Source organism: Pseudomonas frederiksbergensis (genome assembly GCF_900105495.1).
In the GTDB taxonomy this organism is placed as follows: Bacteria; Pseudomonadota; Gammaproteobacteria; order Pseudomonadales; family Pseudomonadaceae; genus Aquipseudomonas; species Aquipseudomonas frederiksbergensis.
Genome location: NZ_FNTF01000002.1, coordinates 5,720,001 through 5,739,241, shown reverse-complemented (window position 1 = coordinate 5,739,241; position 19,241 = coordinate 5,720,001). Strand labels below are relative to the sequence as shown.

General features: G+C 58.3%; 19 protein-coding genes, 3 tRNA genes and 1 riboswitch. Of the genes, 17 read left to right on the top strand and 5 right to left on the bottom strand.

What is annotated here, in order from left to right:
* Nucleotides 1–86: 86 nt before the first annotated feature.
* The 7 genes from BLW70_RS27030 to astE all read left to right on the top strand — a co-directional run bounded on the left by BLW70_RS27030 (nucleotide 87) and on the right by astE (nucleotide 7,964).
* Nucleotides 87–1,307, top strand: coding sequence for an aspartate aminotransferase family protein (locus tag BLW70_RS27030; protein WP_074879221.1), 1,221 nt, complete (start codon nucleotides 87–89; stop codon nucleotides 1,305–1,307).
* A 229-nt stretch (nucleotides 1,308–1,536) separates the two neighbouring features.
* The gene (gene aruF, locus BLW70_RS27025; protein ID WP_074879219.1) at nucleotides 1,537–2,556 is read left to right on the top strand and encodes an arginine/ornithine succinyltransferase subunit alpha; all 1,020 of its coding nucleotides are present in this window, start codon (nucleotides 1,537–1,539) and stop codon (nucleotides 2,554–2,556) included.
* 75 nt (nucleotides 2,557–2,631) lie between these two features.
* On the top strand, nucleotides 2,632–3,657 hold the full coding sequence (astA, locus tag BLW70_RS27020; RefSeq protein ID WP_008154313.1) for an arginine N-succinyltransferase: 1,026 nt from the start codon (nucleotides 2,632–2,634) through the stop codon (nucleotides 3,655–3,657).
* Nucleotides 3,654–5,123, top strand: coding sequence for a succinylglutamate-semialdehyde dehydrogenase (gene astD / locus BLW70_RS27015; RefSeq protein ID WP_162842876.1), 1,470 nt, complete (start codon nucleotides 3,654–3,656; stop codon nucleotides 5,121–5,123). Before astA ends, astD begins: the two co-directional genes overlap by 4 nt.
* 162 nt (nucleotides 5,124–5,285) lie before the next feature.
* The gene (gene astB / locus BLW70_RS27010) at nucleotides 5,286–6,632 is read left to right on the top strand and encodes an N-succinylarginine dihydrolase (RefSeq protein WP_074879214.1); all 1,347 of its coding nucleotides are present in this window, start codon (nucleotides 5,286–5,288) and stop codon (nucleotides 6,630–6,632) included.
* Nucleotides 6,633–6,653: 21 nt separating this feature from the next.
* Nucleotides 6,654–6,941 carry a topoisomerase II gene (locus BLW70_RS27005; protein ID WP_074879212.1) on the top strand — a complete coding sequence of 96 codons (288 nt, stop codon included), beginning with the start codon at nucleotides 6,654–6,656 and terminating at the stop codon, nucleotides 6,939–6,941.
* Between the two features lie 12 nt (nucleotides 6,942–6,953).
* On the top strand, nucleotides 6,954–7,964 hold the full coding sequence (gene astE, locus BLW70_RS27000; RefSeq protein WP_074879210.1) for a succinylglutamate desuccinylase: 1,011 nt from the start codon (nucleotides 6,954–6,956) through the stop codon (nucleotides 7,962–7,964).
* 132 nt (nucleotides 7,965–8,096) lie between these two features.
* Here astE and BLW70_RS26995 read toward each other — a convergent pair whose 3' ends face one another.
* Nucleotides 8,097–8,606 (bottom strand): 6,7-dimethyl-8-ribityllumazine synthase, encoded by a 510-nt coding sequence (locus tag BLW70_RS26995; RefSeq protein ID WP_007943897.1) that lies wholly within the window; start codon nucleotides 8,604–8,606, stop codon nucleotides 8,097–8,099.
* A 114-nt stretch (nucleotides 8,607–8,720) separates the two neighbouring features.
* Nucleotides 8,721–8,891, bottom strand: a riboswitch (FMN riboswitch).
* A gap of 195 nt (nucleotides 8,892–9,086) precedes the next feature.
* Here BLW70_RS26995 and ltaE point away from each other — a divergent pair.
* The 7 genes from ltaE (at nucleotide 9,087) to BLW70_RS26960 (ending at nucleotide 15,055) form a co-directional block, all read left to right on the top strand.
* The gene (gene ltaE, locus BLW70_RS26990; RefSeq protein ID WP_074879208.1) at nucleotides 9,087–10,091 is read left to right on the top strand and encodes a low-specificity L-threonine aldolase; all 1,005 of its coding nucleotides are present in this window, start codon (nucleotides 9,087–9,089) and stop codon (nucleotides 10,089–10,091) included.
* Between the two features lie 146 nt (nucleotides 10,092–10,237).
* The gene (alaS, locus tag BLW70_RS26985) at nucleotides 10,238–12,862 is read left to right on the top strand and encodes an alanine--tRNA ligase (RefSeq protein ID WP_074879207.1); all 2,625 of its coding nucleotides are present in this window, start codon (nucleotides 10,238–10,240) and stop codon (nucleotides 12,860–12,862) included.
* A 91-nt stretch (nucleotides 12,863–12,953) separates the two neighbouring features.
* Nucleotides 12,954–14,195, top strand: coding sequence for an aspartate kinase (locus tag BLW70_RS26980; RefSeq protein ID WP_074879205.1), 1,242 nt, complete (start codon nucleotides 12,954–12,956; stop codon nucleotides 14,193–14,195).
* A gap of 186 nt (nucleotides 14,196–14,381) precedes the next feature.
* Entirely contained in the window at nucleotides 14,382–14,570 is a 189-nt protein-coding gene (csrA, locus tag BLW70_RS26975; protein ID WP_002554426.1) for a carbon storage regulator CsrA, read from the top strand.
* Nucleotides 14,571–14,632: 62 nt separating this feature from the next.
* Nucleotides 14,633–14,723, top strand: a tRNA-Ser gene (locus BLW70_RS26970).
* Between the two features lie 107 nt (nucleotides 14,724–14,830).
* Nucleotides 14,831–14,907 (top strand) — tRNA-Arg (locus BLW70_RS26965).
* Nucleotides 14,908–14,978: 71 nt separating this feature from the next.
* Nucleotides 14,979–15,055, top strand: a tRNA-Arg gene (locus BLW70_RS26960).
* A 19-nt stretch (nucleotides 15,056–15,074) separates the two neighbouring features.
* On the opposite strand, the gene BLW70_RS26955 is transcribed toward BLW70_RS26960, so the two are convergent.
* Nucleotides 15,075–15,593: a cell envelope protein SmpA gene (locus BLW70_RS26955; protein ID WP_074879203.1), complete on the bottom strand. Its 519-nt coding sequence runs from the start codon at nucleotides 15,591–15,593 to the stop codon at nucleotides 15,075–15,077.
* 321 nt (nucleotides 15,594–15,914) lie between these two features.
* On the opposite strand from BLW70_RS26955, the gene mgtE reads away from it, so the two are divergent.
* Complete coding sequence (mgtE, locus tag BLW70_RS26950; protein ID WP_010457218.1) at nucleotides 15,915–17,357, top strand: magnesium transporter; 1,443 nt, start codon at nucleotides 15,915–15,917, stop codon at nucleotides 17,355–17,357.
* 106 nt (nucleotides 17,358–17,463) lie between these two features.
* Here mgtE and BLW70_RS26945 read toward each other — a convergent pair whose 3' ends face one another.
* Nucleotides 17,464–17,790, bottom strand: coding sequence for an Arc family DNA-binding protein (locus tag BLW70_RS26945; RefSeq protein ID WP_003178899.1), 327 nt, complete (start codon nucleotides 17,788–17,790; stop codon nucleotides 17,464–17,466).
* Between the two features lie 110 nt (nucleotides 17,791–17,900).
* On the opposite strand from BLW70_RS26945, the gene BLW70_RS30870 reads away from it, so the two are divergent.
* A complete protein-coding gene (locus BLW70_RS30870) occupies nucleotides 17,901–18,056 on the top strand; it encodes a hypothetical protein (protein ID WP_162842865.1) in 156 nt (51 codons plus the stop codon).
* Between the two features lie 120 nt (nucleotides 18,057–18,176).
* Nucleotides 18,177–18,749, top strand: a complete 573-nt coding sequence (gene phnN, locus BLW70_RS26940; protein ID WP_074879201.1) for a phosphonate metabolism protein/1,5-bisphosphokinase (PRPP-forming) PhnN — start codon at nucleotides 18,177–18,179, stop codon at nucleotides 18,747–18,749.
* On the opposite strand, the gene BLW70_RS26935 is transcribed toward phnN, so the two are convergent.
* On the bottom strand, nucleotides 18,724–18,903 hold the full coding sequence (locus BLW70_RS26935; protein WP_074879199.1) for a PA3371 family protein: 180 nt from the start codon (nucleotides 18,901–18,903) through the stop codon (nucleotides 18,724–18,726). The genes phnN and BLW70_RS26935 overlap by 26 nt on opposite strands.
* Before the next feature lie 22 nt (nucleotides 18,904–18,925).
* Nucleotides 18,926–19,159: a hypothetical protein gene (locus BLW70_RS26930; protein ID WP_074879198.1), complete on the bottom strand. Its 234-nt coding sequence runs from the start codon at nucleotides 19,157–19,159 to the stop codon at nucleotides 18,926–18,928.
* Nucleotides 19,160–19,241: the final 82 nt, after the last annotated feature.

Here is a 19,241-nt window from a genome sequence, read left to right as displayed (position 1 = left end):
GCGGCAAGGCCGGGCTGAAAACTGTCCTTACAATCCCCCTCATCGCTCGCCAGTTTCAGGCGAGTGTTCCTCATCAGGAGACTCCGATGTCCGTTGAGCACGCTGCGGTACAACGCGCCGATTTCGACCAGGTAATGGTTCCCAACTACGCGCCTGCCGCATTCATCCCTGTGCGTGGTGCCGGTTCCCGCGTCTGGGACCAGTCTGGCCGCGAGCTGATCGACTTCGCCGGCGGGATTGCCGTTAACGTATTGGGCCATGCGCACCCGGTGCTGGTCGGTGCCTTGACCGAGCAGGCGAACAAGCTGTGGCACGTGTCCAACGTGTTCACCAATGAGCCGGCCTTGCGTCTGGCCCATAAGCTGATCAACGCCACATTTGCCGAGCGCGCGTTCTTCTGCAACTCCGGCGCCGAAGCCAACGAGGCCGCTTTCAAGCTGGCCCGTCGCGTCGGTTTCGATCGTTTCGGTAGCGAGAAGTACGAAATCATCGCTGCGCTCAACAGCTTCCACGGTCGTACCCTGTTCACCGTGAATGTCGGCGGTCAGTCGAAGTATTCCGACGGTTTCGGTCCGAAGATCACCGGTATCACCCACGTGCCGTACAACGATCTGGCCGCGCTTAAAGCTGCCATTTCCGACAAGACTTGTGCCGTGGTGCTCGAACCGATTCAAGGCGAGAGCGGCGTCATTCCAGCCGAACTCAAGTACCTGCAAGGTGCCCGTGATCTGTGCGACGCGCACAAAGCGCTGCTGGTATTCGATGAAGTGCAAACCGGTATGGGCCGCACGGGCAAGCTGTTCGCCTATCAGCAATACGGCGTGATTCCGGACATCCTGACCACCGCCAAGAGTCTGGGTGGCGGTTTCCCGATCGCGGCAATGCTGACCACCGAAGACCTGGCCAAACACCTGGTCGTCGGCACCCACGGCACCACCTACGGCGGCAACCCGCTGGCGTGCGCTGTCGCGGAAGCCGTGATCGACGTGGTTAACACTCCTGAAGTGCTGGCCGGCGTCAACGCCAAGCACGACAAGTTCAAGGCGCGCCTGGAACAGATCGGCGAGAAGTACGGCCTGTTCACCCAGGTCCGTGGCATGGGCCTATTGATCGGTTGCGTGCTGAACGATGCCTGGAAAGGCAAGGCCAAGGACATCTTCAACGCCGCTGAGAAAGAAGGCCTGATGATTCTGCAGGCCGGCCCGGACGTGGTTCGTTTCGCGCCAAGCCTGGTGGTTGAAGACGCTGATATCGATGACGGTCTGGACCGTTTCGAACGCGCCGCGGCGAAACTGACGCAAGCCTGATAGACCCTTTGACGCCTGACATTTTCAGGCGTCGATCCAGATTTTTGTTTCGGGCTGGATCAAATGTGTGGGAGCTAGCCTGCTAGCGATGAGGGCCTGATAGCCAACATCATTGTTGCCTGACAGGACGATATCGCTAGCAGGCTAGCTCCCACAGTTGACTCTGAGTTGTTTCAGGGATGGCCCGGGTTTTTTTCTTCTGTAAGTTCTGAGATTAAGGAGTGACACCATGCTGGTGATGCGCCCCGCGCAAATGGCTGATCTGGGCGAGGTACAGCGTCTGGCTGCGGACAGCCCGATTGGTGTCACTTCCTTGCCGGATGACGTTGAACGCCTGAGCGACAAGATCGCGGCAAGCGAAGCCTCGTTTGCCGCCGAAGTGAGTTTCAACGGTGAAGAGAGCTATTTCTTCGTCCTCGAAGACACCGCCACTGGCAAACTGGTGGGTTGCTCGGCCATCGTTGCGTCGGCCGGTTATTCCGAGCCGTTCTACAGCTTCCGTAATGAAACCTTTGTGCACGCCTCTCGCGAGCTGAAGATTCATAACAAGATCCACGTCCTCTCCCAGTGCCACGACCTGACCGGCAACAGCTTGCTGACCAGTTTCTACGTACTGCCGGAACTGGTGGGTTCGGCCTGGTCGGAACTCAACTCCCGGGGGCGCTTGCTGTTCGTTGCCAGCCATCCGGAGCGTTTTGCCGATTCCGTGGTGACCGAGATCGTCGGTTACAGCGATGAAAACGGCGATTCGCCGTTCTGGGATGCCATCGGTCGCAACTTCTTCGACCTCAACTACGCCGAAGCAGAGCGTCTGTGCGGTCTGAAGAGCCGGACGTTCCTGGCCGAATTGATGCCGCATTACCCGATCTACGTGCCGCTGCTGCCGGACTCTGCTCAAGAGGCGATGGGCCAGGTGCACCCACGGGCGCAGATCACCTTCGACATCCTGATGCGTGAAGGCTTCGAGACCGATCACTACATCGACATTTTCGACGGCGGGCCGACCTTGCACGCCCGTGTCTCGGGGATCCGTTCGATCGCCCAGAGCCGGGTAGTCCCGGTGAAAATCGGCGAACCGGTCAAAGGTGTCGGTCGTCAGTACCTGGTGGCCAACGCCCAGTTGCAGGATTATCGCGCCGTTTTGCTTGAGCTCGATTACGCGCCGGGCAAGCCCGTGACCCTGGACCTTGAAGCGGCCGAAGCCTTGGGCGTCGGTGAAGGTGCCAGCGTGCGCCTGGTGGCGGTTTAACGCCTGCTTTGAAGAATGCTTAGTAAAAGCAGCGAGTTTCACGGGTGGCGCAAGCGGCCCGTTTGAGGAGATAGCATGATCGTTCGTCCCGTACGCAGCAGCGATTTACCCGCTCTGATCGACCTGGCCCGCAGCACCGGCACCGGCTTGACCACCTTGCCGGCCAACGAAGAGCGTCTGGCCCATCGGGTCGGTTGGGCCGAGAAGACCTTTCGCGGCGAAGCCGGGCGGGGCGATGCGGATTACCTGTTCGTGCTCGAAGATGATGACGGGCGAGTGGTGGGTATTTCCGCCATCGCTGGCGCCGTCGGCCTGCGTGAGCCTTGGTACAACTTCCGGGTCGGCCTGACCGTCAGCGCTTCGCAAGAGCTGAACATCTACCGCGAAATCCCGACACTGTTCCTGGCCAACGACCTGACCGGTAACTCCGAGCTGTGCTCGCTGTTCCTGCACGCCGACTACCGCACGGGCCTCAACGGCCGCATGCTGGCCAAGGCGCGGATGTTGTTCATCGCCGAGTTCCCGCAATTGTTCGGCAACAAGATCATCGCCGAGATGCGCGGCATGTCCGACGAAGCGGGGCGTTCGCCGTTCTGGGAAAGCCTGGGTCGGCACTTCTTCAAGATGGAATTCAGCCAGGCTGACTACCTGACTGGCGTGGGCAACAAGGCGTTCATCGCCGAACTGATGCCGAAATTCCCCCTGTACACCTGCTTCCTCTCGGAAGATGCGCGCAACGTGATCGGGCAGGTCCATCCAGACACCGAGCCGGCGTTGGCCATGCTCAAAAGCGAAGGTTTCAGCTATCAAGGCTACGTCGACATCTTCGACGCCGGTCCTGCGGTGGAGTGCGAAACCGGCAAGATCCGCGCAGTTCGCGACAGCCAGGCGCTGGTGCTGGCCATCGGCACGCCGGGTGATGACGCCACGCCGTTCCTGATTCACAACCGCAAGCGCGAAGACTGCCGGATCACTGCTGCTCCTGCACGTTTCGCCGCCGGTACGCTGGTGGTCGATCCCCTGACCGCCAAACGTCTTCAACTCAACGCCGGCGATCAAGTGCGCGCCGTTCCGTTGTCCGCTGCCAGGGAGTCGAAATAATGAATTCGCTATACATCGCAGGTGAATGGCTGGCCGGCCAGGGTGAAGCCTTTCAGTCGCTGAACCCGGTAACCCAACAGGTGCTGTGGGCCGGCGAAGGCGCCACCACTGCTCAGGTTGAATCGGCCGTGCAAGCCGCGCGCCAGGCATTCCCGAGCTGGGCCCGACGTACCCTGGACGAACGCATCAGCGTGCTGGAGGCCTTTGCCGCCGCGCTGAAGAACAATGCTGACGAACTGGCTCGCACCATCGGTGAGGAAACCGGCAAACCGTTGTGGGAAGCGGCGACCGAAGTCACCAGCATGGTCAACAAGATTGCGATCTCGGTGCAGAGCTACCGCGAACGTACCGGCGAGAAGAGCGGCCCGCTGGGCGACGCCACCGCCGTGTTGCGCCACAAACCACACGGCGTGGTCGCGGTGTTCGGGCCTTACAACTTCCCAGGTCACCTGCCGAACGGTCACATCGTGCCTGCGCTGCTGGCCGGTAACAGCGTGCTGTTCAAACCCAGCGAGCTGACGCCGAAAGTCGCTGAGCTGACGGTCAAGTGCTGGATCGAAGCCGGTCTGCCGGCAGGCGTGTTGAACCTGCTGCAAGGCGCCCGTGAAACCGGTATCGCCCTGGCGGCGAACCCGGGCATCGACGGCTTGTTCTTCACCGGTTCGAGCCGCACGGGCAATCATCTGCACCAGCAGTTTGCCGGTCGCCCGGACAAGATCCTCGCGCTGGAAATGGGCGGTAACAACCCGCTGATCGTTGATCAGGTCGCAGACCTCGATGCCGCCGTTTACACCATCATTCAGTCGGCATTCATCTCCGCCGGTCAGCGTTGCACCTGTGCCCGTCGTTTGCTGGTGCCGCAAGGCGCTTGGGGCGATACGTTGCTGGCGCGTCTGGTGGCGGTCAGCTCGACGATTGAAGTCGGTGCGTTCGATCAGCAACCGGCGCCGTTCATGGGCTCGGTGATTTCCCTCGGCGCTGCGAAAGCGTTGATGGATGCGCAAGAACATCTTCTGGCCAACGGCGCCGTACCGCTGTTGGAAATGACTCAGCCCCAGGCCCAGGCAGCCTTGCTGACCCCGGGCATTCTGGACGTAACGGCGGTTGCCGATCGCCCGGACGAAGAGCTGTTCGGTCCGCTGCTGCAAGTGATCCGCTACGCTGATTTTGAAGCGGCGATCGTTGAAGCCAACGACACCGACTATGGCCTGGCGGCCGGTCTGCTATCGGACTCCGAAGCGCGTTATCAGCAGTTCTGGCTGGAAAGCCGTGCGGGCATCGTCAACTGGAACAAACAGCTGACCGGTGCTGCGAGCAGCGCGCCATTCGGCGGTGTCGGCGCCTCGGGCAACCACCGCGCCAGCGCCTACTACGCGGCAGATTACTGCGCGTACCCGGTCGCCTCGCTGGAAACCCCGAGCCTGGTAATGCCTGCGACCCTTACGCCTGGCGTGAAAATGGCGTGATGCGCCATCGCCAGCAAGCTGGCTCCCACAGTGATTGGGTCACACACAAAATGTGTGAACCCCACCGAACCTGTGGGAGCCAGCCTGCTGGCGATGGCCGCGCCGCGGTCTTACTGAATAGTTACTGAAGCCATAACAACAGATTCTCGTGGAGCCTCGCTGATGAAATCCTATGAAGTCAATTTTGACGGTCTAGTGGGGCCGACCCATAACTACGGCGGTTTGTCCTACGGCAACGTCGCGTCCCAGAGCAACAGCCAGCAGTCTTCGAACCCGAAGGAAGCCGCGCTGCAAGGCCTGGCGAAGATGAAATCGCTGATGGAAATGGGCTTTCAACAGGGCGTGCTGGCACCACAGGAGCGCCCGGATGTAGCAGCCCTGCGTCGTCTGGGTTTCAGCGGCACCGACGCTCAGGTGATCGAACAGGCGGCTAAAGATGCGATGCCGTTGCTGGTGGCCAGTTGCTCGGCGTCGAGCATGTGGGTGGCCAACGCCGCCACTGTCAGCCCGAGCGCCGACACCGCGGATGGCCGTGTGCATTTCACCGCGGCCAACCTGAACTGCAAATATCACCGCAGCATCGAACACCCGACCACCAGTCGCGTGCTGGCGGCGATGTTCGCTGACCAGAAACACTTCGCGCACCACGCTGCATTGCCAGCCGTGGCGCAGTTCGGGGACGAAGGGGCAGCCAACCACACCCGTTTCTGCCGTGAATACGGCGAGGCGGGCGTCGAGTTCTTCGTGTTCGGTCGTAGCGCGTTCGACACTCGTTACCCGGCACCGCAAAAATACCCGGCCCGCCAGACCCTCGAAGCCTCCCAGGCGGTTGCCCGCTTGCACGGCTTGAGCGATGACGGCGTGGTCTACGCTCAGCAGAACCCTTCGGTGATCGATCAGGGCGTATTCCACAACGATGTGATCGCGGTGGGTAATGGCGAGGTGCTGTTCTATCACGAGGACGCGTTCCTCGACACCGAGCAGATGCTGGCCGAATTGCAGAGCAAACTCGCCAAAGTCGGTGGGAAATTTCAATCGGTCTGCGTACCGCGCTCCGCGGTAACCGTGGAAGACGCCGTTCGTTCCTACCTGTTCAATAGCCAACTGCTGTCGCGTCCTGATGGCTCGATGCTGTTGATCGTGCCGGAAGAGTGCCGTGGCAACGAGCGTGTCTGGCAGTACCTGCAAGGTTTGACCAGCTCCGGTGGCCTGATCCGCGAAGTGAAAGTGTTCGATTTGAAGCAAAGCATGCAGAACGGCGGCGGCCCGGCTTGCCTGCGACTGCGCGTCGCGCTCAACGAAACCGAACTGGCGGCCGTCAACCCAGGGGTTATCATGACGGCACCGTTGTACGGCACGCTGACCGAGTGGGTCGACAAGCACTACCGCGACCGCATGACCGAAAACGATCTCGCGGACCCGCAGTTGCTGCTTGAGTGCCGGACGGCACTGGATGAACTGACGCAAATCCTTAAACTGGGCGCGGTTTATCCATTCCAGATCAATTGAACGTTGAGAGCGTAAAAAAACATGAGCGATACCCTGCAGCTGATCCTTGAAGACACCGACGGCACGCAACTGGAAACCTCCTGCACCCGCGTCGCGGTCATGTGGCAAGGCAAAGAGCTGTGGATTCAGCAAGACGGCCGCGGCCAACTGCTGATCGGCGTGGATGTGGAAGAAGGTGACGCCGAATACGCAAACCTGCTGCTACGCCCATTGGCGACTAATCTGGTAAGTCTGCAACTGGAAATGGAGCCGGCTGAAGTCGGTGACGAAGACCACGTGCACGGCCCGGATTGCCAGCACGACCACTAAGGAAACCGCTCTATGCTCGCCCTCGGCAAATTACTTGAACTGACCCTCGCCGGCCGCGAACCGGCGGAGAAGACTCAACTGACTGTCGAAGGCGTGCGTATGCGCTGGTTGAGCGAAGGTGCGCTGGAAGTCCGGCCACCTGAAGCCCGCGACAACGGCCTGGACCTGCTGCTGTCGGCCGGCATCCATGGCAATGAAACAGCGCCGATCGAGTTGCTCGATCGCCTGTTGCACGATATTGCCCGCGGCGATCTCAAGCCCCGCGCACGTATTCTGTTCCTGTTCGGCAACCCGGAAGCGATTCGCAAAGGCGAGCGTTTCGTCGAGCAGGACGTCAATCGGCTGTTCAACGGCCGTCACGAACAAAGCAGCGGCTCCGAAGCCCTGCGCGCGTGTGAACTGGAGCGGCTGGCGGCGAGTTTCTTCAGTCTGCCGGATCGCAACCGTTTGCACTACGACCTGCACACGGCCATTCGTGGCTCGAAAATCGAACAGTTCGCGCTGTACCCCTGGAAAGAAGGTCGTCAGCATTCGCGCCTGGAACTGGCGCGTCTGCGGGCTGCCGGCATGGAAGCGGTGCTGCTGCAAAACAAGCCATCCATCGTTTTCAGCTCCTACACTTACGACAAACTCGGTGCCGAGGCTTTTACCCTTGAACTGGGCAAGGCGCGGCCATTCGGGCAGAACGACGGGGTCAACGTCGACCTGCTGGAAACCCGCCTCAAACAGATTATCGAAGGCAACGAGCCGGCCCAGACCGAAGAGGCGCTGGACGGTTTGCAGCTGTTTAGCGTGGCGCGAGAAATCATCAAGCACAGCGATAGCTTCCGCTTGAACCTGCCAGCGGACATCGAGAACTTTTCAGAGTTGGAAGTGGGTTACCTGCTGGCCGAAGACATCGCCCAGACCCGGTGGGTCATTGAGGAGGAGGGGGCCCGCATCATCTTCCCTAACCCTAGGGTCAAGAACGGCCTGCGCGCCGGCATCTTGGTTGTGCCAACCACCGACGAAAACCTCGCCTGACCGCGATATCAGGCTCGACATAAAACCCATGTGGGAGTGAGCCTGCTCGCGATAGCGGTGTATCAGTCAACAAGGGCGTTGACTGATACACCGCTATCGCGAGCAGGCTCACTCCCACAGGTTTATCGGTGTTTACACTGCTACCGCACGCGGCTCGCTACGACGCAACGCGCGCATCTTGTGCAGCGTATCCGCGCATGTCTTGGCCGCTTCCTGGCCTTTGTGCACGAAATGCTCGAAGAAAAACTTCTGATGTTCTTCGCCGGCATGGAAGTGGTGCGGGGTCAAAACTACGGAGAACACCGGCACTTCGGTTTCCAGCTGAACTTGCATCAAGCCGCTGATCACCGACTGGGCGACGAATTCGTGGCGATAGATGCCGCCGTCAACGACCAGACCCGCGGCGACGATGCCGGCATAACGACCGGACTTGGCCAGCAGCTTGGCGTGCAGCGGAATTTCAAAGGCGCCGCCGACTTCGAAGAAATCGATCTCCGATTCCTGATAACCCTGAGCAATCATTTCGGCCACAAAGCCCTTACGGCTCTGATCGACGATTTCTTTGTGCCAGCAGGCCTGGATGAACGCAACGCGCTCGCCCTGATGGTTTTTGCTTTTGCTATCGATTGCGGTGGGTTGCATGTTCTGACTCCTGTTTATGTAAAAAACAGGGCATATGAATCGAATGGGATTTAATGGCACGCAGGCACAACTGCCTGCGGACGGCGCTTTGGTATAGAGCCTAGGCGGCGCCAATCCCGTTCTCTCTTCATCCGGACTATGACCGTCGGCCCCGGGATCACACCGGGTCTGCTGACCTTGCCGCCATCACAGCCATTGCCGTGCCTGTCGCCAAGCGCTCGCGGGCTATGCGCATTGCGCGCAATTACCGCCGGTGGGGAGTTGCACCCCGCCCTGAGAACGTTTTGCCGCCAGATTGTTTGGCGGCGAAGCGTTTTTAACACATATTTCTCACCTGTGCATTGCTGCTATCTGATGATTGCTATCGACTTTTCCGTCGGTTCAGGAAGCCTTTTCCTACCCAAGGGTTGATTATTCGTCGGCATGGCCGCAGTAATTCCTACTTGAAAGGGATTTTCCCTGCTTACCGAGGCCAGATTCATGAGTGTTATCGATCTTCGCAGCGACACCGTCACCCAACCGTCCGCCGGGATGCTCGACGCGATGGCCAGCGCGGCCACCGGTGACGACGTTTACGGTGAAGATCCGACGGTCAATCGACTGGAAGCCGAGCTTGCGAGCCAGTTGGGTTTTGCTGCGGCGCTGTTCGTTCCGACCGGCACCATGAGCAATCTGCTGGGCTTGATGGCCCACTGCGAACGCGGTGACGAGTACATCGTCGGTCAGCAGGCACACACCTATAAATACGAAGGTGGCGGCGCGGCCGTACTCGGTTCGATTCAGCCGCAACCGCTGGAAGTGCAGGCCGACGGCTCGCTGGACCTGGCCCAGGTAGCGGCCGCGATCAAACCGGACGACTTCCACTTCGCCCGCACCCGTTTGCTGGCGCTGGAAAACACCATGCAGGGCAAGGTTTTGCCGTTGGAGTTTCTGGCGCGGGCTCGAAGCTTTACTCACGAGCATGGGTTGCAACTGCACCTGGACGGCGCGCGGCTGTACAACGCGGCGGTCAAATTGGATGTCGATGCCCGGGAAATTACCCAGCACTTCGATTCGGTCTCGGTCTGCCTGTCCAAAGGCCTGGGCGCGCCGGTCGGTTCGGTGCTGTGCGGCTCGGTCGAATTGATCGCCAAGGCGCGACGCCTGCGCAAGATGGTCGGCGGCGGCATGCGTCAGGCCGGGATACTGGCGGCGGCAGGTTTGTACGCGCTGGATAACAATGTTCAGCGTCTGGCTGATGACCACGCCAATGCGCAGTTGCTGGCTGAAGGCTTACGAGCGGCGGGTTACGAGGTCGAGCCGGTGCAGACCAACATGGTTTACGTGCAGATGGGCAACAAGGCCGAGGCCATCAAGGCGTTTGCCGCCGAACGCGGGATCAGGCTGAGCGCTGCCGGACGTTTGCGCATGGTCACGCACATGGACGTCAGTAGCGCTCAAATCGAGCAGGTCGTCGCGACATTCGTCGAGTTTTCGCGCAACTGATAGCGTTAGCGGTCCAATTGACCATTTCTATCGTATAAACACGCTGTACCCCGCGCGCAGGGCCGATATAATGCGGCCCTTTGCCGTCGCTTCGTCTGTTGACGTTTCGCACAGGCCTTTGGCCGCAGCCTCCGTGGAAGAACCTAATGAAAAGCGCAGAAATCCGTGAAGCCTTCCTTCGCTTCTTCGAAGAGCAAGGCCACACCCGTGTAGCCTCCAGCTCTTTGATTCCGGGCAACGACCCAACCCTGCTGTTCACTAACGCGGGGATGAACCAGTTCAAGGACTGCTTCCTGGGCCAGGAAAAGCGCGCGTACACCCGCGCGGTCAGCAGCCAGAAATGCGTGCGCGCCGGCGGCAAGCACAACGACCTGGAAAACGTCGGTTATACCGCCCGTCACCACACCTTCTTCGAAATGCTGGGTAACTTCAGCTTCGGTGATTACTTCAAGCGCGACGCGATCACCTACGCCTGGAACTTCCTGACCTCCGAAAAATGGCTGAACCTGCCCAAAGAAAAGCTCTGGGTCACCGTCTATGCCAGCGATGACGAGGCCTACGACATCTGGACCAAGGAAATCGGCGTTCCGGCCGAGCGCATGGTTCGTATCGGCGACAACAAAGGCGCGCCTTACGCGTCCGACAACTTCTGGACCATGGGCGATACCGGCCCGTGCGGTCCTTGCACCGAGATTTTCTACGATCACGGCGCCGACATTTGGGGTGGCCCACCGGGCTCGCCGGAAGAAGATGGCGACCGTTACATCGAAATCTGGAACAACGTGTTCATGCAGTTCAACCGCACCGCCGATGGCGTGTTGCACCCGCTGCCAGCGCCGTCGGTCGACACCGGCATGGGCCTGGAGCGGATCAGTGCCGTGCTGCAGCACGTTCACTCGAACTATGAAATCGACCTGTTCCAGAGCTTGCTGATCGCATCGGCCAAGGCCATCGGTTGCACCAACGACAATCAGGCGTCCCTGAAAGTCGTCGCCGACCACATTCGCTCGTGCGGTTTCCTGATTGCCGATGGTGTGCTGCCGTCCAACGAAGGCCGCGGCTACGTGCTGCGCCGGATCATTCGTCGCGCCTGCCGTCACGGCAACAAACTGGGCGCCAAGGGCAGCTTCTTCTATCAGATCGTTGCGGCCCTGGTCGCCGAGATGGGCGAAGCGTTCCCAGAGCTGAAATCCCAACAGGCGCATATCGAGCGCGTCCTGAAAGCCGAAGAAGAGCAATTCGCCAAGACCCTGGAGCAGGGCCTGAAAATCCTCGAGCAGGATCTGGCTGATCTCAAAGGTGACGTGGTACCGGGCGACGTAGTGTTCAAACTCTACGACACCTACGGTTTCCCGATGGACCTGACCGGCGACATCGCTCGCGAACGCAACCTGACCATCGACGAAGAAGGCTTCGAGCGCGAAATGGAAGCCCAGCGCGTCCGTGCCCGTTCCGCCAGCTCCTTTGGCATGGACTACAACAGCCTGGTCAAGGTTGATGTGGCCACCGAGTTCACCGGTTACACCGCTCACAGCGGTTCTGCCAAAATCGTTGCTCTCTATAAAGACGGGCAATCGGTTGACGTGCTGAGCGAAGGCGAAGAGGGCGTGGTCGTTCTCAATCAGACCCCGTTCTATGCCGAATCTGGTGGTCAGATTGGTGATTGCGGCTTCCTCCAGGCTGGCGCTGCGCGTTTCGACGTGCGCGACACCACCAAGACCGGCGGTGCGTTCCTGCACCACGGTGTGCTGGATTCGGGCAGCCTGATCGTTGGCGCTCCGGTGGAAACTCATGTCGATGCCGACGTGCGTCACGCAACTTCGCTGAACCACTCCGCCACTCACTTGCTGCACGCCGCATTGCGTCAGGTGCTGGGCGATCACGTTCAGCAGAAAGGCTCGTTGGTCGACAGTCAGCGCCTGCGCTTTGACTTCAGCCACTTCGAAGCCATCAAGCCTGAGCAGTTGAAGGCGCTGGAAGACATCGTCAACGCCGAGATTCGCAAGAACTCCGAAGTTGAAACCGAAGAAACCGATATCGAAACCGCCAAGCAGAAGGGCGCCATGGCGCTGTTCGGCGAAAAATACGGCGACAGCGTGCGCGTACTGAGCATGGGCGGTGATTTCTCCGTCGAGCTGTGTGGCGGTATCCACGCCAACCGGACTGGCGACATCGGCCTGTTGAAGATTATCAGCGAAGGCGGTGTGGCCTCCGGCGTACGTCGTATCGAAGCAGTCACTGGCGCCGCGGCGCTGGCATACTTGAACGCTGCTGAAGAACAACTCAAGGAAGCGGCCAACCTGGTCAAGGGTAGCCGCGACAACCTGATCGACAAGCTGTCGGCTGTGCTGGAGCGCAACCGTCTGCTGGAGAAGCAACTCGAGCAGTTGCAGGCCAAGGCTGCCAGCGCGGCGGGCGACGATCTGTCGGCCTCTGCCCTGGATGTCAAAGGCGTGAAAGTGCTGGCCGTGCGTCTGGACGGTCAGGACGGCAAGGCGCTGCTGGCGCTGGTCGATCAACTGAAAAACAAACTCGGCCGCGCAGTGATCCTGCTCGGCAGTGTCCATGAGGAAAAGGTCGTTCTGGTTGCAGGCGTAACCAAAGACCTGACTGGCCAACTCAAAGCCGGTGATTTGATGAAGCAAGCCGCTGCGGCAGTGGGCGGGAAGGGCGGTGGTCGTCCAGACATGGCGCAAGGTGGTGGTACTGACGCTGGCGCACTGGATGCGGCATTGGCCCTGACTGTTCCATTTGTAGAGCAGGGTTTATAAGGCAGTATGTCCGGCCCGCAGTCTAGTGGCGGGCCGAAACGCTGTTTGAGTGATTATTTGGGCGCCCTTCATGGGCAGAGGCGGCTTTGAAATGGCTTTGATCGTACAGAAATTTGGAGGCACCTCGGTCGGCACTGTCGAGAGAATCGAGCAGGTCGCCGACAAGGTTAAGAAATTCCGCGAAGCCGGCGATGACCTGGTGATTGTGCTGTCTGCAATGAGCGGCGAAACCAACCGTCTGATCGATCTGGCCAAGCAAATCAGTGGCGATGGCCAGCCGGTTCCTCGTGAGCTGGATGTGATCGTCTCCACCGGTGAGCAGGTGACGATTGCACTGTTGGCCATGGCGCTGATCAAGCGCGGCGTGCCAGCGGTGTCCTACACCGGCAACCAGGTACGGATTCTGACGGACAGTGCGCACAACAAAGCGCGTATCTTGCAGATTGATGACCAGAAGATTCGTGGCGACCTGAAGGCTGGTCGTGTGGTCGTTGTCGCCGGTTTCCAGGGCGTCGACGAGCACGGCAACATCACCACTCTTGGTCGTGGCGGTTCCGACACCACCGGCGTGGCGCTGGCAGCAGCCCTGAAGGCTGATGAATGCCAGATCTACACCGATGTCGACGGCGTCTACACCACCGACCCGCGTGTGGTGTCCGTGGCTCAGCGCCTGGACAAGATTACCTTCGAAGAGATGCTGGAAATGGCCAGCCTCGGTTCCAAGGTGTTGCAGATCCGCGCGGTGGAATTCGCCGGCAAGTACAACGTTCCGCTGCGCGTACTGCACAGCTTCAAGGAGGGTCCGGGCACCCTCATTACTATTGATGAAGAGGAAACCATGGAACAGCCGATCATTTCCGGCATCGCTTTCAACCGCGATGAAGCCAAGCTGACCATCCGTGGCGTGCCAGACACCCCGGGCGTTGCATTCAAGATTCTCGGCCCGATCAGCGCCGCGAACATCGAAGTCGACATGATCGTGCAGAACGTTGCGCACGATAACACCACCGATTTCACCTTCACCGTGCATCGCAATGACTTCCAGGCGGCCCAAACCGTGCTGGAAAACACTGCTCGCGAGATCGGTGCCCGTGAAGTCGTCGGCGACATCAAGATTGCCAAGGTGTCGATCGTCGGTGTTGGCATGCGCTCCCACGCAGGCGTGGCCAGCCGCATGTTTGAATCCCTGGCCAAGGAAAGCATCAACATCCAGATGATCTCTACTTCGGAGATCAAAGTCTCCGTAGTGATCGAAGAGAAGTACCTGGAACTGGCTGTGCGCGCGCTGCACACGGCTTTCGAACTGGACGCACCGGCCCGACAGGGCGAGTGATGCGTTAACCGAAGGGCGCGGTCTGACCGCGCCCTTTGTTTTTTTGAATGGCGCGACCCGAGGCTGTTCTTTTGCTCGCGCTGGTCAATACTCAGGCATGTAGGGCTGCGATCGCTCCGGTTGTAGGTCGAGTGCCTTTTTTTTGCAGACTGTTGTCCCTGAAATGAAATGCGTGAGGAGAAAGGTATGCTGATTCTGACTCGTCGGTGCGCAGAAAGCCTGATTATTGGTGATGGCGAAATCACCGTGACCGTGCTCGGCGTCAAAGGAAATCAAGTGCGTATCGGTGTCAACGCCCCGAAAGAGGTTGCGGTCCACCGTGAGGAAATTTACCTGCGTATAAAGAAAGAGAAGGACGAAGAACCAAGCCATTAATTTTTATCGTTTTTTATGTTTGCAAACGGGGAAGAAGCTGGTTAATATACGCCCCGTGTTGCGGAGAGCTGGCCGAGTGGCCGAAGGCGCTCCCCTGCTAAGGGAGTACACCTCAAAAGGGTGTCGGGGGTTCGAATCCCCCGTTCTCCGCCATTATTTGCGTAGTACGTTGTAATCTGGCTTCTTCGGTAAGTGTTTGAAATTACTAGAAAAAGTGTTTGACATAGAGATTAGACGGCCTATAATGCGCGGCAACAAATGCACTCGTAGCTCAGCTGGATAGAGTACTCGGCTACGAACCGAGCGGTCACAGGTTCGAATCCTGTCGAGTGCACCATTTAAGAGTCATCTGCAGTAATGTGAATGACTTGGCTTCAACCAGTTGTGATCTGGTATAAAAACACAAATGCACTCGTAGCTCAGCTGGATAGAGTACTCGGCTACGAACCGAGCGGTCACAGGTTCGAATCCTGTCGAGTGCACCAAACACCAAAAAGCCCGCGTTTAACGCGGGCTTTTTGCCGTCTGGGATTTGGCTTTTCCTTTGGTGCATCCTCTCTCATCGAACTCGATGTGGGCGCTACGACCTCGCTGGGTGTCGTAACGGTAGCTCGTGGCTGAATTGCGAATACTGATCTTGTCTGGCTTGCCGAGGGCGCTCTCGACATCCTGCTGGCTCATGCCGGCGACAATCCGCTGATTGATGATCGCTTCGCGGCGTTCCTTGGCACTGATAAGGTTTCCACATTTGTCCTCGATCTTGCCGACGACGGTCGGATCTCTCCTTTTGATTTTCATACCTGATGTTTCGCGACTTCCGGCTTCCGGCATGAGAGCGGTTGTGCTGCCCGGTGTGAAGGGGCGCACGTCCTGAAGCGAAAGGCTGTCTCCGGACGTACAGCTCAGCGTGGTGAAGGTGATGCGCCCATCAGCAGCCTCGCAGCGGTGAACGGTCGTCGCAAGCGCCCAAGGTGAAGGGCAGAGCAGGGTGATCAATAAGAAGTAATGTGCATTCGATGGCATTAAACGTCCTCCATGACGGTCCAATCCCCAGAGTAGTCGTTACATTTTTCAGCTGTGGTGTGTTTTCTTTTCGGGATGAGTCGTCGCAGTTTCATGGATCAGGGCGGTGCTCAGGATTGTCTTGCAAGCGCTTGTTTCAGCCGCGATTTTTTAACGTTTAAAACCGTCGGGCGGTGTATCATTGCGCCCGTCAGCCCCGCCGGGGCTTGTGGAATACCTCCATGGACTTACCCAGTAGTTACTCAGTAACCCGTTTTTCCAATCATGAATTGACTGATTGATCCTTCCGGCGTGCCCCGCTGCTGGGAGTGGAGTTCGCCTATGTCTGAAGTTGAAGTAAAGAAAACGCAGGAAAGCTTGCAGGACCGCCTCGCTCAAGTTGTTGAGCTGCTGCAGCGTCAGCGGGTAGTCGAAGACCTGACTCACCGCCAGGAAGGTCCGCATCACGACCGGGTCGAGAACCTGGTTCACCGGCAAAACCTCGTCGAGTTGCAGCGCAAGCTCGATGATCTGCACTCCGCCGACGTCGCCTACATCCTTGAAGCCTTGCCGCTGGACGATCGTCTGACGCTCTGGCAATTGGTCAAGGCCGATCGCGACGGCGACATTCTGCTTGAAGTATCCGATTCGGTTCGTGAAACGCTGATCGCCGACATGGACGATCACGAGCTCCTGGCTGCGGCCAAGGACATGGACGCCGACGAACTTGCTGACCTGGCCTCCGAGCTGCCGCGAGACGTCGTCCACGAACTGATGGAAACCCTCGATGGTCAGCAGCGTGAGCGCGTCCGCTCTGCGTTGTCTTACGACGAGGAGCAGGTCGGTGCATTGATGGACTTCGAGATGGTGACGATCCGTGAGGATGTCAGCCTCGAAGTAGTTTTGCGTTACCTGCGGCGCCTCAAGGAGTTGCCTGGTCACACCGACAAACTGTTTGTGGTCGATTACGACGGCGTGCTCAAGGGCGTATTGCCGATCAAGCGCTTGCTGGTCAACGACCCGGAAAAGCAGGTCTCTGAAGTCATGGCCAGTGACCCGGTGAGTTTTCACCCGGACGAAGACGCCTATGACGCTGCTCAGGCGTTCGAGCGTTACGACTTGATCTCGGCGCCTGTAGTCGACAAGAACGGCAAGCTGATCGGCCGTCTGACCATCGATGAAATGGTCGACCTGATTCGTGAAGAGAGCGAAAACGAAGTTCTCAACATGGCGGGTCTGCGCGAAGAGGAAGATATTTTTGCGTCAGTCTGGAAATCCCTGCGTAACCGTTGGGCCTGGCTGGCAGTTAACCTGATCACCGCATTCATCGCATCCCGGGTGATCGGCCTTTTCGAAGGCTCCATCGAGAAGTTGGTGGCGTTGGCGGCACTGATGCCGATCGTGGCGGGTATCGGTGGCAACTCGGGTAACCAGACGATCACCATGATCGTTCGGGCGATGGCGCTGGATCAGGTCAGCACCGGTAATACTTCGCGTCTGATGCGCAAGGAATTGGCGGTAGGTCTGATCAATGGCCTGGTCTGGGGTGGTGTGATCGGTGTCGTCGCCTATCTGCTGTATGGCAGTTGGTCACTGGGGGTGGTGATGACAGCTGCCATGACGCTTAACCTGTTGCTTGCGGCGTTGATGGGAGTTTTGATTCCCATGACCCTGGCGCGGCTTGGGCGCGATCCTGCGATGGGTGCCAGTGTGATGATCACTGCCATGACGGACAGTGGCGGGTTCTTCATCTTTCTCGGGTTGGCGACGATCTTCCTGCTCTGATTTATCGAACATAAAAAACCTGCCAATCAATCGGCGGGTTTTTTTACGCTCGAATTTCAGGCAAAAAAAAGCCAGCGATTAAGCTGGCTTGAACTTTCGGGTGAGATCAGGAAGCGTCTGCGGCCATTTCGGCATCATGCGCAATCAGCGAAACAAGGGCGTTCTGCTGACGGTGGGAGAGTTGACGGAAGCGTTGCAGCAGTTCGCGTTCGTGCAGTGACAGCTCCGGGCTGTCCAGGCGCATGCTCAATTCTTCGCCCAGCGCGCCTTCCTGAATAAGGCTCTGTTCGAGGCGCGCGATGATTTCGGAGTTCATGCTGCGATGATGATTGCGAGCCACCTCGGCAATGCGTTCACGCATTCCGTCTGGCAGACGTACGACGAACTTGTCAGCCGTACGGCTGGAATAAATTGCCTGTTTCAATGGGCGCATATATTTAACCGGTTAGTTCAGGGGAGCGGTTCTCGGGATTGGCCGCAGGATGTCTCTTAGGACAAGCGCTCTGGCCAAATGTTCAACCTGAATTGATAGAGGCTCGCATCATGCCTCAAAGTAGCCAGTTCGTTGGCGTCAATTCTGTGACAAATATTGAACTGGATAAAGGCTTTATGCCAGCACCAATCATCAGAAATGCGGACTGGTTTGAAATGATTGCCGTGGTCCGTATTACTGACCGCCTCCTCTTGCCCGACAGGTGATGTTCTGAGATGCCTGAAGGTGCATGCTGTGCAGATTCGATCAGTGTTCCTTACTTGTACAGGATAGTGGCAATTGGCCGATTTACTAGGGGAAGACATGCAGTGGGAGGTGATTTCAAGATGGATGGCAGGCTGATTTACTTGATGGGACCGTCTGGGTCCGGCAAGGACAGCCTTATCGAAGCCGCTCGAAAGCCGTTGCAGATGCTCAGTTGTGAAGTGGTCCGTCGGGTCATCACGCGGTCGGCCGAATCAGTTGGCGAGGATGCAATTGGCGTTTCCCGGGAAGAGTTCGAGAAACGCCGGGTCGAGGGCGAATTCGCATTGTGCTGGAGCGCCAATGGCCTGGAGTACGGTGTTCCGATTGAAATAGATCAATGGCTCAATGGTGGTCGGAATGTCTTGGTCAACGGTTCGCGCGGCCATTTGATTGAGGCGCTGCATCGGTATCCAACGCTATTGCCGATTCTTTTGACGGTCAAGGATGAAGTCTTGCGAGAGCGTCTGCTGCGCCGTGGTCGCGAAAGTTTTGCTGAAATTGAAGCGAGGCTGCATCGCAATGGGTTATTTGCGGCAGAGGATTCAATCGGTTACACGCAGATCCATCGACTCGACAATTCAGGTAAGTTGTCCACTACTGTTGTTAATCTGCTGGACCTGTTGAGGGTCAACGCAGTACCGGATCGAACTTGATTTTGCGCCCGGCAATCAGCGCCAGTACAAACAGGGCGCCGAACACGCCGCAGGCGATCAGAGGCAGGGTGACGACTGTATCCTGGACCACTGACAGATGAAGAATGCCGCTCAGTAAGGCGAGGATGAAAAAACCTGCGGCTGATTTGGACATGCGATGCTCCCGATGGGGTGATTCAAAATACCAAACGTTCTGAAGATTTAGCCGGTAGCAGAATGTCTTCCTGGCGCACGTCTTGGCTAATAAAGCTGCGCTGATCGCTCATTGCCGCCAATTGAGGTGTTCTTTGCACCTGAAGGTAATGAGGTATGCGTTGAGCAACCGGCTCGCCACCGCTTTCGGGGGCAAAATGAAAGCCCAGCAGAATCGCCAGAGCGATTGCGTTCGAGAGTAAAAGGGTGCTGTTCATGAGGCGGGCCTCCATTGTTCTTCTAGGAACGGTTAAAGCAGCCCGCATGCCAACAGTCTAATGGTAATTAAATTCTTTAAAA

Bases quoted from the DNA above. Each gene is read 5' to 3' on its own strand.
- BLW70_RS26980 (WP_074879205.1), top strand. From the start codon at position 12,954: ATGGCTTTGATCGTACAGAAATTTGGAGGCACCTCGGTCGGCACTGTC.
- mgtE (WP_010457218.1), top strand. From the start codon at position 15,915: ATGTCTGAAGTTGAAGTAAAGAAAACGCAGGAAAGCTTGCAGGACCGC.
- BLW70_RS26930 (WP_074879198.1), bottom strand. From the start codon at position 19,159: ATGAACAGCACCCTTTTACTCTCGAACGCAATCGCTCTGGCGATTCTG.
- csrA (WP_002554426.1), top strand. From the start codon at position 14,382: ATGCTGATTCTGACTCGTCGGTGCGCAGAAAGCCTGATTATTGGTGAT.
- BLW70_RS26955 (WP_074879203.1), bottom strand. From the start codon at position 15,593: ATGCCATCGAATGCACATTACTTCTTATTGATCACCCTGCTCTGCCCT.
- BLW70_RS26935 (WP_074879199.1), bottom strand. From the start codon at position 18,903: ATGTCCAAATCAGCCGCAGGTTTTTTCATCCTCGCCTTACTGAGCGGC.
- BLW70_RS27005 (WP_074879212.1), top strand. From the start codon at position 6,654: ATGAGCGATACCCTGCAGCTGATCCTTGAAGACACCGACGGCACGCAA.
- BLW70_RS30870 (WP_162842865.1), top strand. From the start codon at position 17,901: ATGCCTCAAAGTAGCCAGTTCGTTGGCGTCAATTCTGTGACAAATATT.
- astA (WP_008154313.1), top strand. From the start codon at position 2,632: ATGATCGTTCGTCCCGTACGCAGCAGCGATTTACCCGCTCTGATCGAC.
- alaS (WP_074879207.1), top strand. From the start codon at position 10,238: ATGAAAAGCGCAGAAATCCGTGAAGCCTTCCTTCGCTTCTTCGAAGAG.
- phnN (WP_074879201.1), top strand. From the start codon at position 18,177: ATGGATGGCAGGCTGATTTACTTGATGGGACCGTCTGGGTCCGGCAAG.
- astE (WP_074879210.1), top strand. From the start codon at position 6,954: ATGCTCGCCCTCGGCAAATTACTTGAACTGACCCTCGCCGGCCGCGAA.
- BLW70_RS26995 (WP_007943897.1), bottom strand. From the start codon at position 8,606: ATGCAACCCACCGCAATCGATAGCAAAAGCAAAAACCATCAGGGCGAG.
- ltaE (WP_074879208.1), top strand. From the start codon at position 9,087: ATGAGTGTTATCGATCTTCGCAGCGACACCGTCACCCAACCGTCCGCC.
- aruF (WP_074879219.1), top strand. From the start codon at position 1,537: ATGCTGGTGATGCGCCCCGCGCAAATGGCTGATCTGGGCGAGGTACAG.
- BLW70_RS27030 (WP_074879221.1), top strand. From the start codon at position 87: ATGTCCGTTGAGCACGCTGCGGTACAACGCGCCGATTTCGACCAGGTA.
- astB (WP_074879214.1), top strand. From the start codon at position 5,286: ATGAAATCCTATGAAGTCAATTTTGACGGTCTAGTGGGGCCGACCCAT.
- BLW70_RS26945 (WP_003178899.1), bottom strand. From the start codon at position 17,790: ATGCGCCCATTGAAACAGGCAATTTATTCCAGCCGTACGGCTGACAAG.